This is a genomic window from Serratia plymuthica NBRC 102599 (assembly GCF_001590925.1).
Taxonomy (GTDB): Bacteria; Pseudomonadota; Gammaproteobacteria; order Enterobacterales; family Enterobacteriaceae; genus Serratia; species Serratia plymuthica.
Genome location: NZ_BCTU01000005.1, coordinates 70,208 through 83,774 on the forward strand (window position 1 = coordinate 70,208; position 13,567 = coordinate 83,774).

Here is a 13,567-nt window from a genome sequence, read left to right on the forward strand (position 1 = left end):
AAAACCGGCCACTAACCATTCATAAAGCATATTAATTAAACAAATTCACATTCAAAGTTATATCAAATTCCATTTGAATATAAGTGAGCTGTTGCGCAAACTGTTACGATATTTGATTCGTTACACCTTGGCGCGTAGCCGTTTTTATATAAGAAAAATGATTGGAGACATTGGGGATGAATTTTCCGCTGGTAATTAACGTGGTGGTTTTTGTCGCCCTCCTTTTGCTGTTGGCGCAAACCCGCCATAAGCAATGGAGCCTGGCGAAAAAAGTACTGATCGGCCTGGTGATGGGCGTAGTGTTCGGCCTGGGCCTGCAACTGGTGTATGGCTCGGATAACCCAGTCCTGAAAGAATCCATCAGTTGGTTCAACATTGTCGGTAACGGCTATGTGCAACTGCTGCAAATGATCGTAATGCCGCTGGTATTTGCCTCAATCCTGAGCGCGGTAGCCAAGCTGCACAATGCCTCTTCACTGGGCAAGATCAGTTTCCTGACCATCGGCACCCTGCTGTTCACCACGCTTATCGCCGCATTGGTGGGTGTGCTGGTGACCAACCTGTTTGGCCTGACCGCAGAAGGCCTGGTCCAGGGCACGCAGGAAAGCGCGCGCATGGCGGCTATCCAGAGCAACTACGTCGGTAAAGTGGCGGACCTGACCGTACCGCAACTGGTGCTGTCGTTCGTGCCGAAAAACCCGTTCGCCGATCTGACCGGTGCCAGCCCAACCTCAATCATCAGCGTAGTGATCTTCGCCGCCTTCCTGGGTGTGGCTTCGCTGCAGTTGCTGAAAGACGATAAAGAGAAAGGCCAGCGCGTGCTGGTGGCTATCGACACCCTGCAATCCTGGGTGATGAAGCTGGTGCGCCTGGTGATGAAACTGACTCCGTACGGCGTACTGGCGTTAATGACCAAAGTGGTGGCCGGTTCCAACATCCACGACATCGTCAAACTCGGCAGCTTCGTGGTGGCATCTTACCTCGGTCTGGCAATCATGTTTGGGGTACACGCCCTGCTGTTGGCCTTCACCGGCGTTAACCCGGCGAAATTCTTCCGCAAGGTCTGGCCGGTCATCACCTTCGCCTTCACCAGCCGCTCCAGCGCCGCCAGCATTCCACTGAATGTTGAAGCGCAGACTCGCCGCCTGGGCGTGCCGGAATCCATCGCCAGCTTCTCCGCTTCGTTCGGCGCTACCATCGGCCAGAACGGGTGTGCAGGCCTGTATCCGGCGATGTTGGCGGTTATGGTTGCCCCAACCGTTGGCATCAACCCGCTGGATCCGGTGTGGATCGCCACGTTGGTGGGTATCGTCACCATCAGCTCTGCCGGCGTTGCCGGTGTGGGCGGCGGTGCCACCTTCGCTGCGCTGATTGTACTGCCTGCGCTGGGCCTGCCGGTCACGCTGGTTGCCCTGCTGATTTCGGTCGAACCCTTGATCGACATGGGGCGTACCGCACTGAACGTCAGCGGCTCAATGACCGCCGGCACCGTCACCAGCCAGTTGATGAAGCAGACGGACAAAAGCATCATGGACAGCGAAGACGAAGTGGAACTGGCTCACCAATAAGTGAGCGTCCGCAATAAAAAAACCGGAGCTGCGATGCTCCGGTTTTTTTATGTCTGCGATAGCGGTTCATTTAAAGGATAAAGGCGCTCCCGTGAACGGCACACCTTTAGGCATCAACCACCGGCAGGATCAAAAGGGATAATCGTGGTAGCCCATTTGATCGGAAATGTTACGTGCGGCAGCATGCAGGCGTTTAACGTAATCCGCCTTGGCCTCCTCGGAGAAACGGATAGTGGGGAACGAAATGCTAAGCCCGGCGATCACCACGCCAAAGCGATCGAATACCGGCACCGCAATGCAACGCAGCCCCTCTTCCTGTTCTTCAATGTCTTCACCCACTCCGTGCTCGCGCACCTGTTCCAATACTGACAGCAGCGTAGCGGCGCTGGTAAGGGTATTCGGAGTACTGCGGGTAAACTCAATCTGCGACAGAATTGCTTCCACTTCCGCCCGATCGCGCCAAGCCAGCAGCACTTTACCGATGGCGGTGCTGTGCAGCGGATTACGGCGGCCGATGCGCGAATACATCTGCAGGTTGTACATCGAGTCGATTTTATGGATGTAGACAATACTGTCTTCATCCAGCGCCCCGAGGTGAATGGTTTCACGGGTGTGATTCGACAACTCGCGCATCTGAATATCGGCGCTGCGGACCAGATCGACGTTCTGCAGCGACTTGGCACCGAGTTCAAACAGCTTGAGAGTAAGCGCATATTTTTCCGATTCCCCTTCCTGCGACACATAGCCCAGCGACTTCATGGTCTGCAGAAAACGATAGACGGTGCTTTTGGACATCATCACCCGTTGGGAAAGCTCAGTAATGCCGATTTCGCGTTCATCGCCCAGTGCTTGCAAGAGACCAAACACTTTCAGCACTGATGAAACAGAATCCGGTTGTTTATCTAAATCTGCGTTAGCCATAGTAAATGCCCTACTCAGCTTTTCTGTTTTAAGAAATTTGAACACGGGTTTCAGTATACGCGCAAGCCTTGATACCCTGCAATGAAACCAAGAAAAAATGCTTGAAGATGAATGAATTAGACTCTAATTCTCATCGGTTATTACAATTGAGCCGGCCACTGAAGGTGCAATTACCGACGAATATGATTAGCATGTTAATACTCCCCTGTATTAATACCTTCGAGATCAACATGCGTTCTTGTACTGACGGCCTCCCCGTCCCTCAACGCTATGGGGCCATCCTCGCCATCGCCCTGGGCATTACCGTTTCCGTGCTTGACGGTGCGATCGCCAATGTGGCGCTGCCCACCATCGCCCGCGATCTGAACGCCAGCCCAGCCAGTTCGATCTGGGTGGTTAACGCCTATCAGTTGGCCATCACCATTTCGCTGCTGTCGCTGGCCTCGCTCGGTGACCTGATTGGTTATCGCCGTATCTATCAGGCCGGCTTGTTGGTCTTCAGCATTACCTCGCTGTTTTGCGCGCTGTCCGATTCGCTGGTGACATTGACCATAGCCCGCGTGCTGCAGGGGTTTGGCGCCGCCGCCATCATGAGCGTCAACACCGCGCTTATCCGCATTATCTATCCGCAGCGCTTTCTCGGGCGCGGCATGGGCATCAACTCACTGATTGTCGCTTTTTCCTCGGCGGCGGGCCCCACGGTAGCGGCGGCGATACTGTCCGTGGCATCCTGGCAATGGCTGTTCGCCATTAATCTGCCGATTGGCATTGTGGCGCTGGCGCTGGGGATGAAGTACCTGCCCGCCAACAGCCAGAAAAGCAGCAATCAGCGTTTTGACCCGACCAGCGCCGTGATGAACGCCCTGACCTTCGGGCTGCTGATCACTGCCATCAGCGGCTTTGCCCAGGGTCAGAGCCTGACGCTGATATTCAGCGAGATCGCCGTACTGATGGTGATCGGCTTCTTCTTCGTCCGTCGCCAACTGCGGCAAGAGTTTCCGCTGCTGCCGGTCGACCTGCTGCGCATCCCGATTTTCGCCCTGTCGATGGGCACCTCGATCTGTTCCTTCGCTGCACAAATGCTGGCGATGGTTTCGCTGCCGTTCTTTCTGCAAAGCACGTTGGGCCGCGATGAGGTAGCTACCGGGCTGCTGCTGACACCCTGGCCGCTGGCGATTATCGTTATGGCACCGATCGCCGGGCGGCTGGTGGAGCGCGTTCACGCCGGGCTGTTGGGCTGTATCGGGTTGGGAGTGTTTGCGCTAGGGCTGTTCCTGCTGGCGATGCTGCCGCATAACCCGTCGGACCTGGATATCATCTGGCGTATGGTGCTGTGCGGCGCCGGATTCGGGCTGTTCCAGTCACCCAATAACCACACCATTATTTCTGCCGCGCCCCGTAACCGCAGCGGCGGCGCCAGCGGCATGCTCGGCACCGCCCGCCTGTTGGGACAAACCTCCGGCGCCGCGCTGGTGGCGCTGATGTTCAATCTGTTTCCCACCTCCGGTACGCACGCCTCGCTGATCCTCGCCGGCACCTTCGCCACGCTGGCGGCAGCGGTCAGCAGCCTGCGAATCACCCAACCGCGCGCGGAGCCGGTGGAACACAGCCCGCAAGCCAAATAGCAGACATAAAAAAACCCCGGCAAGCCGGGGTTTTTAACCTTCTCAGCGTTACTTCAGGTACTGACCTGAACGCAGCGCTTCGATACGCTTGTCGAGCGGTGGGTGCGACATGAACAGTTCGCTGAACGACTTGGATTTGCCGTTGATGCAAAACGCCATCATGCTGCCCGCTTCCTGCGGCTCGTAGCTGGTTTTCAGACGCTGCAGCGCAGCAATCATCTTCTCGCGGCCCACCAATTTGGCGGAACCTGCATCGGCGTAGAACTCACGGTGGCGTGAGAACCACATGGTGATGATGCTGGCCAGAATGCCGAACACCAATTCCAGCACCATCGACACGCCGAAGTAAATCATCGGGTTGCCGTTGCTTTCGCCTTCACCGTCGCGGTTGCCGAGGAAACCGGCGGCCACTTGCGCAATCAGGCGCGAGATAAAGATCACGAAGGTGTTCACGATGCCCTGAATCAGCGTCATGGTGACCATGTCGCCGTTGGCGACGTGGCTGATTTCGTGCGCGATAACCGCTTCCGCTTCATCCCGACTCATGCTCTGCAACAGGCCGGTACTGACGGCAACCAGCGAGGCATCGCGGCGTGCGCCGGTGGCGAAAGCGTTAATGTCCGGTGCGTGATAAATAGCGACCTGCGGCATGGCAATGCCCGCCTGCTGCGACTGGCGGCGCACCGTTTCCAGCAACCAGTTTTCGGTTTCGTTACGCGGCTGTTCAATCACTTCCCCGCCTACGGAGCGCAGCGCCATCCATTTGGACATCAGCAAGGAGACAAACGAACCGCCGAAACCAAACAGACCGGCCATAATCATCAGGCCCTGAACGCTACTGGATTGGATTCCTGTCAGGCTGAGCACCAGCCCGAAAACCAACATCACCGCCAGGTTGGTGAGCAGGAACAGAGCTATACGCATCATAAAATGTTTACTTCCTCATAAATGTTAACAAAACGCTGTCTCGGATACCCTAGATCGTATGGGCATTCGTCACAGTTTCAAGAGTTGCACGCCATTAACCTACTAAAAATACGAAACTTTACAAAATCGGCGTTCCAGCATGGCTTTTCAAATTGTAAACGATTGTTGCGTAATGCGGTGGTTTTTCTGCGGCAAATCAGCGGTGTTTGTCGTTCAAACGCCCAAGGTGGGTATAGGCGAAACCTTGGGCATATTTCAACCCGTAGCCCAAGGTGCGGTCAAAACCGATATGGGCACACCAAATCAGCGCCGTTATCAGCCAGAACGGCTGTGGGAAAAGGACAAACAGTAAGGCGCACAGCACCGGGCCGATATAGGAATGAGCAAGGTTATAACCGATCGCCCCCACCTTTTTGCCAAACGCATAACCCAGGAACGACATGTCCGGTATCAGGAAACAGCCAGCGAACAGCCACCAGCTGTATTCCTGGTGCTGATACAGCGCTACGGACACCAACAGAACCAGCAGCGACTCAAGCCGCAGAATAACGCGCATCGGGGGCGTTAGTTCGCTCATCATTGCCTCACAGGATGTTTGGCGCCTAAATGCGCCTTCAACTGCGCTTAACAAAAAACGCACCCGAAGGTGCGTTTTTTTATTTACCCGGCTGCGTTACTTCGCCGCCGGCTGCTGGGTTGGCTGCGCCTGTTCAAGGTGAGCCAGATCCAGTGCGATATGCACGCTTTCATCCAGGTATGGGTCCGGCTCCTGGTAATCCTTCGGCAAATCTTCCAACGCCTTCAACGGTTTCTTACCGGCACGCTGCAGACGATCGTTGATGCGCTGCAAACGGGTAGCGTCATCATCGTGGTTCTCTTTCTCGCGCTGAGCAAGATTGAGTGAGACGATGTTACGCTTGTCTTTCAACGCCTTGTAATGGGCGATGTCCTGCGCGATGTACTGGAACTCCGGATCCTTGGCGATACGCTGCTCATGGTCCTTCAGCAGTTCAGGATCGAACGCGGTCAGGTCGCCGGTTTTGCTGTAAGTAGCCGCATTGATGCTGTCCCAAGGCATGGCATTATCTTCGAACGCCTCACCGGTTTCCGCTGGATCGACGCCAGTAGGCATCAGGATATCCGGCGTTACGCCCTTACGCTGGGTGCTGCCGCCGTTAACGCGATAGAACTTCTGGATGGTGTATTGCACCGAGCCCAGCGCCGGCCATTCCGGCCGCAGCATTTGATCGTAAATGCGGTTCAGCGAGCGATACTGTTGCACGGTACCTTTACCGAAGGTCGGTTCACCGACGATCAGCGCACGGCCGTAGTCCTGCATCGCTGCGGCAAAGATCTCGGAAGCCGAGGCGCTGAAACGGTCAACCAGCACCACCAGCGGGCCTTTGTAATAAACGACGCCGTCGGTGTCCGCGTCTTCACGCACTTTGCCGTTGTTATCACGCACCTGCACCACCGGGCCGCTAGGAATGAACAAGCCGGAGAGCGAGACCGCTTCGGTCAGCGCACCGCCGCCGTTGGTCCGCAGATCGATAATCAGGCTCTTGACGTTCTGCTTGGCCATCTTCTGCAGTTGCACTTTCACGTCATCGGTCAGGCCCACGTAGAAACCAGGAATGTCCATCACCGCGACTTTCTCTTTGCCGACGGTCTTGATGGTCATTTTCACCGCACGGTCTTCCAGGCGGATACGTTCGCGTGTCAGCGTAACAACGCGGGTTTTGGTGCCCTTGCCGGCAGGCAGGATTTCCAGGCGGACTTTACTGCCCTTCGGCCCTTTGATCAGGGAAACCACGTCGTCCAGACGCCAGCCGATAACATCGACCACAGGTTTACCCGTCTGACCGACGCCGACAATGCGGTCGCCCACGGTGATCGCCTTGCTCTTGGCGGCCGGGCCGCCCGGTACCATGGAGTTGATCAACGTGTAATCGTCATCCATCTGCAGCACCGCACCAATGCCTTCCAATGACAGGCTCATCTCGGTGTTGAACTGTTCGGTGTTGCGCGGGGAGAGATAGTTGGTGTGCGGGTCGATCTCATGCGCAAAGGCATTCATCGCCAGTTGGAACACGTCTTCGCTGTTGCTTTGCGTCAGGCGCTTAATGGCGAACTGATAGCGCTTGGTCAGCGTTTCGCGGATTTCTTTGTCGGTTTTGCCGGTCAGCTTGAGGTTCAGCTCATCATATTTGACTTTCGCATCCCACAGGCTGTCCAGTTCGGCCTTGTCTTTCGGCCACGGCGTTTTGCTGCGGTCGAGATCGATAGTTTCGTTGCCGGTAAAGTTCATCGGCTTTTCGAGCAACGACAACGCATAGGTGTAACGCTCAAAACGGCGTTTCTGAGCCAGATTGTACAGCGCATATGGCGTATCCAGCTTACCGCTTTTCAGTTCTTCGCCCAGTTGATTGCGCTTGTCGGCGAACTGCGCCACGTCGGAGGCCAGCAACACGTTATGGTTGTAGTCCAGCATATTCAGGTAGCGATCGAAGATCTTGCCTGAAAAATCCGCATCGAGGGCAAACTGACGGTAATGAGAGCGAGTGAAGCGCGAGGTTACGCGCTCACTCACAGTAGCATGCTGCGGTTCCTGATGAAGCTGAGGCAGTTGATCGATGCGGATGTTGGCTGTATCCGCTCCGTAACTGACACCCGCCCACAACAGACCCGCGACTGCTGTTAATCTGACAAATTTGTTCATGCCTTGGTTGGCCTCCGTATCAGAACTGCAAGTGTTCTGCGCGCACAATCATCGCCAGACCGGAAGAGAGCTGCACACGTACGCCATCTTTAGCGATTTCAAGTACGGTTGCATCCATCGCGCTCTGGCCTGCTCTGACTTTGATTTCTTGGCCAATTTGCAGTTTAGAGATATCCGTGACTGGCACATGACGCTGCTGGCTTTCCTCTTTTGCTGCACGAGGTTGACGAGCTTGCTGTGGGCGAGGCTTGCGGTTCTCCGGTGTAGCTCCGCCTTCGCGACGCGCAGCAGGTTTTTTACCGGCTGGACGTGGACGGCGTGGCTCGGCATCGGCTGATTCACCGGCAGCTTCACGTTTTTTGGCATTTTGTTCGGCACGCTGTGCCTGAACGCGCGCTTTGGCTTCTTCAAGCTGTTGGCGGGCATGATCGACATGCTGCTGTTCCAGCTCACCGCACGGATTACCGTCCAGATCGACGCGCTGCGCGCCAACTTTGACACCGTACAGATAACGCCAGCTTGAGGTGTACAGGCGCAGTGCAGAACGTAATTGCGTTTTGCTTAAGCTTTCTTCCCCCTGAACACGCTCTACCAGATCTTAAAAAATACCGATTTTCAACGGGCGAGCTTCGCCCTCGGCGCTAAAGCAGAGCGGAAAACGCTCGGCAAGAAAAGCAATGACTTCTTTACTAGAGTTCAACTTAGGTTGATTTTCCATGAAATTTCCTGATTACAACGGGTTGCCAACAAGCCACAGGCATGAACAGGCGTCATTATAATGACGTCATCGGTAAATGCCACGTTAACCGTAGATCAACTTGCCGTCACAGTGATGTATTTCGCACTATCACAGTGTTCCAGTTGCACGCAAAGCCCCGCCACCACTGCTTCCAGGCCCTGTTGGTCCTGTTCGTCGAAACGTTGATAAACTGTGCTGTCGATATCAAGAACGCCGATGATCTGACCGCTAACCCGCAGCGGCAGTACGATTTCCGCATTACTGGCCGCGTCGCAGGCGATATGGCCAGGGAACGCGTGGACGTCGCCAACGCGCTGCACGCGATTTTCCGCCACTGCGGTTCCACATACGCCCTTGCCCACCGGAATGCGCACGCAGGCGATTTTCCCCTGGAACGGACCGAGCACCAGTTGGTTACCGTCCATCAGGTAAAAGCCGGCCCAATTGACGTCGTCGAGACGCTCATTAATCAACGCGCTGGCGTTGGACAGTGCGGCAATGAAGTTGGTTTCCCCGTCGAGCAGCGCACTCAAATCGCGTTTTAATTCCGCGTAGAATTCTTCTTTTGTCATTAGTTAACCATGGTTATCTGTTCCCATGCCGAATAGAGAGAGAAACACAGGAACCAGTCATAATGTATGCAAGCGGCAATAGATTTGATTTTCTATTGTATATCATGCAGGTAGTTTCGCTGTCTTGCCATTTTCCTGTCGGCTTGCCCCCAGCATAATTGCTATTGCGTCGCGTTGTCCAAAGCAATCATGAGACGTTTTGAAACAGGGAGTTAGCACAAGGAACGACGGGTCAACCGCCATGAACTTTATTCTTTTAATATCAATGCATTGGTAATTATGACGTTCAACGACGCTCAATGTCGGCCCTCCATTGCCCCGCCGGCAGCCCGCAAATGGCCGCCGTGGCTATAATGAGGCCATGTCCAGAAAGACCACCCCAGAAAACGCAGCGACGATCGCCGGTCCGCATTGTCCTTCCTACAAAAAATGCGTATAGCCAGCGGGTTATTCATCTGTTGCTTCACAAACCCCTGCCGGGCAAGGTATGTTTGCCTCGCAGAAACCCTGTTTACCGCGCCGCGCGTTACCCGAAGCGGGTTACAGCAGGTTTATTTTTCAGCCACGCTATCCCTCCGGCGGGCTTTAGAGCAGCTTTGTCATGATGAAAATACACGCGATCACCGGCCCTCTTTCCAAAGCACGCCACCAGCGCTGTTGCGAATGCGACCTGCTGTTCGTGTTGCCGCCGCTGAACGGCAATCAAGCCGCTTACTGCCCGCGCTGCAATGCTAAAGTGGTGCATGGCCGCGACTGGTCAATGACCCGCCTGACCGCCATGGCGGTCGCCATGCTGCTGCTGATGCCTTTCGCCTTCAGCGAACCCTTGATCAGCATCCGCCTGTTAGGCACCCGCATCGACGCCAGCCTGCTGGAAGGCATCTGGCAGATGAGTCGCCAGGGCGATCCCCTTACCGCCAGCATGGTCGCGTTCTGTACCCTGGGTGCCCCGCTGACGTTGGCGCTGTCGCTGCTTTATCTGCGTTTCGGGCACGCGTTCGGCATGAATTTGCGTCCGGTATTATTGATGCTGGAACGGTTGAAAGAATGGGTGATGCTCGATATTTACCTGATCGGCATGGCGGTGGCGGCGATCAAAGTCAAAGAGTATGCCGATATCCAGGCCGGCAGCGCGCTGATCGCCTACCTGTCGCTCACTCTGCTCAGCATCCTGACCCTGATCCACGTCAATCTGGAACAGCTGTGGGAACGTTATTATCCGCAGGAACAACCGGAAGGCCCGCCGACGGCGCTGCATGTGTGCCTGTCGTGCCATTTCACCGGTTATCCGGACGAGCAGGGACGCTGCCCGCGCTGCCATATTCCCATGTGTCATCGCCAGCCCTATAGCCTGCAAAAAACCTGGGCGGCGCTGATTGCGGCGATGATCTTGCTGATCCCGGCCAACCTGCTGCCGATTTCAATCGTCTACGCCAACGGCGCACGATTGGAAGACACCATTTTCTCCGGGGTAGTGTCGCTGGCGACCTCCGGCAACGCGCCGATCGCCGCTATCGTTTTTATCGCCAGCGTGCTGGTCCCCTTCACCAAAGTCATAGTGCTGATCACCCTGCTGTTCAGCATACACTTCAAGACCTCGCACAGCCTGAAGACGCGCATTCGTCTGCTGCGGTTGGTCACCTGGATCGGTCGCTGGTCCATGCTCGATCTGTTCGTTATTGCCTTAATGATGTCGCTGGTGAATCGCGACCAACTGTTATCTTTTACTATGGGGCCGGCAGCCTTTTACTTTGGTTCTGCGGTCATTTTAACTATTCTTGCCGTAGAGTGGCTGGATAGCCGATTGATTTGGGATGCACATGCAACAGGAAACGCCGAATACACCGACTGAAGCGCGGGTCAAAAACAAGCGCCGCATTTCGCCATTCTGGTTACTGCCGTTTATCGCCCTGCTGATCGCGGGGTGGTTGGTTTATAGCAACTTCCAGGAACGCGGCAGCACGGTCACCATCGATTTCCAGTCTGCGGCGGGCATCGTCGCGGGCCGTACTCCTGTGCGCTATCAGGGGGTGGAAGTCGGCACAGTGCAGTCCATCAGCCTGAGCAAGGATCTGCGCAGCATTGTGGTTGAAGCCAGCATCAAGAGCGATCTGGAAGACTCGCTGCGCGAAGGTACCCAATTCTGGCTGGTTACGCCAAAGGCTTCACTGGCCGGGATATCCGGTCTGGACGCGCTGGTCGGCGGTAACTACATCGGTATGATGCCGGGCAGCGGCAAAGAGCAAACCCATTTCACCGCACTCGATACCCAGCCCAAATACCGTCTGAATACCGGTGAACTGATGATTCACCTGCATGCCGACGACCTCGGTTCGCTCAATACCGGTTCGCTGGTGTATTACCGTAAGATTCCGGTCGGCAAAGTCTACGACTACACCATCGCCGAAGGTAATAAGGGCGTCACTGTCGACGTGCTGATCGACCGCCGCTTCGCCAATCTGGTGAAAGGTAACAGCCGCTTCTGGAATGTTTCAGGCTTTAAGGGCGATTTCAGCCTGGCGGGCGCCTCGGTGCAGGTTGAGAGCCTGGCGGCGCTGGTCAACGGCGCAATCGCCTTTGACTCGCCGCCGGACGGTCAACAGGCCAAGGCCGACCAAAGCTATGATCTGTACCCTGATCTGGCGCACAGTCAACGCGGCGTGAACATTACGCTTGATCTGCCGAGCGGCAATAACCTCAGCGAGAACCGCACCCCACTGATTTACCAGGGGCTGCAGGTGGGCACCCTGACCAAACTGACGCTCCAGCAGGACAGCAAGGTCAGCGGCGAACTGACTGTCGATCCCTCGGTGGTGGATCTGATGCGCAGCGGAACGCGTATTGTGATGCGCAGCCCGCGCCTCAGCCTTAACGACGCCAAAATCAGCCAACTGCTGACCGGCAATACCCTGGAACTGGTGCCGGGCGACGGTGAACCGCAGCAGCATTTCAACGTACTCGACAGCAGCGAAACCCTGCTGCAACAGCCGGGTGTGCTGACCGTAACGCTCAACGCCCCGCAAAGCTACGGCATCGACGTAGGGCAGCCGCTGATTGTGCATGGGGTTAAAGTCGGCCAGGTGATGAGCCGCGCATTGACCGACAGCGGCGTAGTATTTACCGCCGCCGTCGAAGCCCAATACCGCCGTCTGCTGCATAAAGACAGCAAATTCGTGGTCAACAGCCGCGTCGACGTCAAGCTGGGGATCGACGGCATGGAAGTGCTGGGCGCCAGCGCGCAAGAGTGGCTGGACGGCGGCGTACGCATCATCCCCGGCAGCAAGGGCGAACCGGTTGGCCAGTATCCGCTGTATGCCAACGCCGAGAAGGCCGAAGCCGGCATTATCGGCAACAGCCCAACGCCAACCCTTACGCTGAACGCCGTCAGCCTGCCGGACGTGCAGACCGGCTCGGTGGTGCTGTACCGCAAATTCCAGGTGGGCGAGATTGTTAACGTTCGCCCGAAAGCCAACGAGTTTGAGGTGGACGTCTATATCAGCCCGGAATACCGCAAACTGCTGACCAGCGAAAGCATCTTTTGGGCCGAAGGCGGCGCCAAGGTGCAACTGAACGGCAGCGGCCTGACGGTACAAGCTTCGCCGCTCAACCGGGCGTTGAAAGGTGCCATCAGCTTCGACAATCTGCAGGGCGTGACGCTGGATAAAGGCGCCAAACGCGTGCTGTATGCCAATGAAACCGCCGCCCGCGCGGTAGGCAGCCAGATTGTCCTGAGAACTTACGATGCCAGCAAACTGTCGCCCGGCATGCCGTTGCGTTATCTCGGCATCGATATTGGCCAGGTGGATTCGCTTAAACTGGCGCCGGAGCGCAATGAAGTGCTGGCCAAGGCGGTGCTGTATCCGGAATACGTACAGACCTTCGCGCGTCTGGGCAGCCGTTTCTCCGTAGTGTCGCCGGAAATTTCCGCCGCGGGGGTCAGCAACCTCGATACGCTGCTGCAGCCGTATATCAACGTTGAACCAGGCCGCGGCCGCGAACTGCGCAGCTTCGAACTGCAGGAAGCCAGCATCACCGACTCACGCTATCTGGACGGCCTGAGCGTGATCCTCGACGCAGCGGAAACCGGCTCGCTGCAGGTCGGCACGCCGGTGCTGTTCCGTGGCATGGAAGTGGGCACCATCACCGGTTTCTATCTCGGCGCCATGTCCGATCGCGTTCACGTTGCGCTGCGCATCAGCAAGAAATATCAACACCTGGTGCGCAACAACAGCGTGTTCTGGCTGGCCTCCGGCTACAACTTGCAGTTTGGCCTGACCGGCGGCGTGATCAAGAGCGGCACCTTCCAGCAGTTCATCCGCGGCGGCATTGCCTTCGCCACCCCGCCAACCATTCCGCTGGCGCCTAAATCGACGCCGAACAAGCACTTCATGCTGAATGCGGAAGAGCCGAAAGACTGGAAAGAATGGGGCACCGCAATCCCGCGGGATTAAGCGCGTAACCCAATGCCGGCAGGGGGCACCCACTCCCCCTGTCGG

The 13,567-nt window shown here is 56.3% G+C and carries 9 protein-coding genes and 1 pseudogene; 4 read left to right on the plus strand and 6 right to left on the minus strand.

The genetic code is table 11. The features are described 5' to 3' along the window. Nucleotides 1-176 precede the first annotated feature (176 nt). Nucleotides 177-1,568, plus strand: a complete 1,392-nt coding sequence (locus tag SPL01S_RS03785) for an L-cystine transporter (protein ID WP_063197658.1) — start codon at nt 177-179, stop codon at nt 1,566-1,568. 129 nt (nt 1,569-1,697) lie between these two features. On the opposite strand, the gene kdgR is transcribed toward SPL01S_RS03785, so the two are convergent. Next, nucleotides 1,698-2,489 (minus strand): DNA-binding transcriptional regulator KdgR, encoded by a 792-nt coding sequence (gene kdgR / locus SPL01S_RS03790; RefSeq protein WP_063197660.1) that lies wholly within the window; start codon nt 2,487-2,489, stop codon nt 1,698-1,700. A 230-nt stretch (nt 2,490-2,719) separates the two neighbouring features. On the opposite strand from kdgR, the gene SPL01S_RS03795 reads away from it, so the two are divergent. Then, nucleotides 2,720-4,114, plus strand: coding sequence for an MFS transporter (locus SPL01S_RS03795; RefSeq protein WP_062871331.1), 1,395 nt, complete (start codon nt 2,720-2,722; stop codon nt 4,112-4,114). 48 nt (nt 4,115-4,162) lie between these two features. Here the strand turns inward: SPL01S_RS03795 and htpX are convergent, their stop codons facing one another. The 5 genes and pseudogenes from htpX to msrC form a co-directional block, all read right to left on the minus strand. Beyond that, the gene (gene htpX, locus SPL01S_RS03800) at nt 4,163-5,041 is read right to left on the minus strand and encodes a protease HtpX (RefSeq protein WP_004943526.1); all 879 of its coding nucleotides are present in this window, start codon (nt 5,039-5,041) and stop codon (nt 4,163-4,165) included. Between the two features lie 196 nt (nt 5,042-5,237). Continuing rightward, nucleotides 5,238-5,621, minus strand: a complete 384-nt coding sequence (locus tag SPL01S_RS03805; RefSeq protein ID WP_232246013.1) for a DUF4260 domain-containing protein — start codon at nt 5,619-5,621, stop codon at nt 5,238-5,240. Between the two features lie 93 nt (nt 5,622-5,714). After that, complete coding sequence (gene prc, locus SPL01S_RS03810; protein ID WP_063197664.1) at nt 5,715-7,760, minus strand: carboxy terminal-processing peptidase; 2,046 nt, start codon at nt 7,758-7,760, stop codon at nt 5,715-5,717. A 19-nt stretch (nt 7,761-7,779) separates the two neighbouring features. Then, a pseudogene (proQ, locus tag SPL01S_RS03815) lies at nt 7,780-8,478 on the minus strand (RNA chaperone ProQ). Nucleotides 8,479-8,573: 95 nt separating this feature from the next. Continuing rightward, nucleotides 8,574-9,071 (minus strand): free L-methionine (R)-S-oxide reductase MsrC, encoded by a 498-nt coding sequence (gene msrC / locus SPL01S_RS03820; RefSeq protein WP_004943516.1) that lies wholly within the window; start codon nt 9,069-9,071, stop codon nt 8,574-8,576. A 604-nt stretch (nt 9,072-9,675) separates the two neighbouring features. Here msrC and yebS point away from each other — a divergent pair. After that, nucleotides 9,676-10,923, plus strand: coding sequence for a membrane integrity lipid transport subunit YebS (gene yebS / locus SPL01S_RS03825; RefSeq protein ID WP_063197884.1), 1,248 nt, complete (start codon nt 9,676-9,678; stop codon nt 10,921-10,923). After that, nucleotides 10,892-13,522: a PqiB family protein gene (locus SPL01S_RS03830; RefSeq protein WP_063197666.1), complete on the plus strand. Its 2,631-nt coding sequence runs from the start codon at nt 10,892-10,894 to the stop codon at nt 13,520-13,522. The genes yebS and SPL01S_RS03830 overlap by 32 nt, the downstream gene beginning before the upstream one ends. The last annotated feature ends 45 nt before the right edge of the window (nt 13,523-13,567 follow it).